At 49.6% G+C, this 591-nt stretch carries 1 rRNA gene; it reads left to right on the top strand.

What is annotated here, in order from left to right:
- Positions 1-50: 50 nt before the first annotated feature.
- Positions 51-591: ribosomal RNA gene (locus J7438_RS27020) — 23S ribosomal RNA — on the top strand; the annotation flags it as partial.

Raw genomic sequence — 591 nt, 5'->3', positions numbered from 1 at the left:
TATTGACTGACCTCTAACGATTTACGAAAGTAAATCGTTTTGGGTTATATGGTCAAGTGACTAAGCGTACACGGTGGATGCCTTGGCAGTCAGAGGCGATGAAGGACGTGGTAATCTGCGATAAGCTTCGGGGAGTCGATAAACAGACTTTGATCCGGAGATTTCCGAATGGGGAAACCCAACGGCATAAGCCGTTATTCCTTACCTGAATACATAGGGTCTGGAAGGCGAACCCGGGGAACTGAAACATCTAAGTACCCGGAGGAAAAGAAATCAATTGAGATTCCCCCAGTAGCGGCGAGCGAACGGGGATTAGCCCTTAAGCAGTTTTTGGTTTAGTGGAAGGCTCTGGAAAGTGCCGCCATAGTGGGTGATAGCCCCGTACACGAAAGGCCAATTAATGTGAAATCGAGTAGGACGGGACACGTGAAATCCTGTCTGAACTGTCTTCGGACGAGGGGGGACCATCCTCCAAGGCTAAATACTCCTGACTGACCGATAGTGAACCAGTACCGTGAGGGAAAGGCGAAAAGAACCCCGTTGAGGGGAGTGAAATAGAACCTGAATCCGTGTACGTACAAGCAGTGGGAG

This window comes from Thalassotalea sp. G20_0, from assembly GCF_017744175.1.
GTDB lineage: Bacteria > Pseudomonadota > Gammaproteobacteria > Pseudomonadales > Endozoicomonadaceae > Endozoicomonas.
The sequence above is the reverse complement of the archived record's forward strand: the minus strand, read 5'-3'. Positions and strand labels throughout refer to the sequence as shown.